We start from the raw sequence: 869 nt of genomic DNA, 5'->3' as shown, positions 1-869 counted from the left end.
TAAAAGATTGGGAGCGACCGCCAGCGCGTGATTTGATTCCGTGGTGCGGATAACCCGCCGTTTGCGCTTACAGACGAGGCCCAGTTTGCGGCGTAACCGCTTGACCTTCCAAAGGCTGACGGCACAGTCAGATCTCCCCAGCGCAACAAACTGCGTGTGGAGAAAGTGATTTCAATGGTGTTTGTCAGATTGCTGGTAGAAGTTTCTAACATGAATAGTTTGAGAACTTCATTGGCATACTCCACCATAGTGTCGCACAACTTGTCAGGCAGAGAAGGAAAACGCTGTCTGAGTAGTGTTATTTCTATTTTTGCATCTGGATAGCCCATTTCACAGAGGATAAAATAATTGACAAACGCCAAATTTTGCCGCTGTGTACCTTGATACAGGCCGCTCTCATCTCCGCCACCATTGGTGTTGGCAGTCGCGACAAAACGGAACATGGGGTGTGGATTGATCAATTCTCCGCCGTTCTCCGCGATACACAAGGGGGAGCCATCAAGAATACCATGCAGACCTGCGGCCACTTCAGGTGGAGTGATATCGATTTCGTTTGCGAGAAAAATTCCTCCGTACCGCATGGCAAGAGCAAGAGGGCCGTATTCAAAGGTCATGTTGCCGTCCTTGACCGTCAGGTGCCCCACCAGGTCGGCAAATTCCAGTCTTCCGTGTCCGGTCACTTCAAAGACGGGATAGTTAAGCCTGGCGGCCAGCTGCTTGATGCAACTAGTCTTCCCACATCGGTAATCCCCCCAGAAAAAAGTAGCATTTCAAAGTAGAATTTCCGAGAATAAGCAATCTGGAGATTTTACAATGAAAAAGTCACGCTTCACGGACAGTCAAATCTTGGCGATTTTAAAACAGGCCGA

Annotated in this window: 1 pseudogene; it reads right to left on the bottom strand. The window is 49.0% G+C overall.

What is annotated here, in order from left to right:
* Positions 1-452 precede the first annotated feature (452 nt).
* A pseudogene (locus V6C16_RS14405) lies at positions 453-680 on the bottom strand (AAA family ATPase); the annotation flags it as partial.
* Positions 681-869: the final 189 nt, after the last annotated feature.

This window comes from Desulfovibrio sp. 1188_IL3213, from assembly GCF_036763145.1.
Lineage (GTDB): Bacteria > Desulfobacterota > Desulfovibrionia > Desulfovibrionales > Desulfovibrionaceae > Desulfovibrio.
This window is presented reverse-complemented; position numbering and strand designations above follow the sequence as displayed.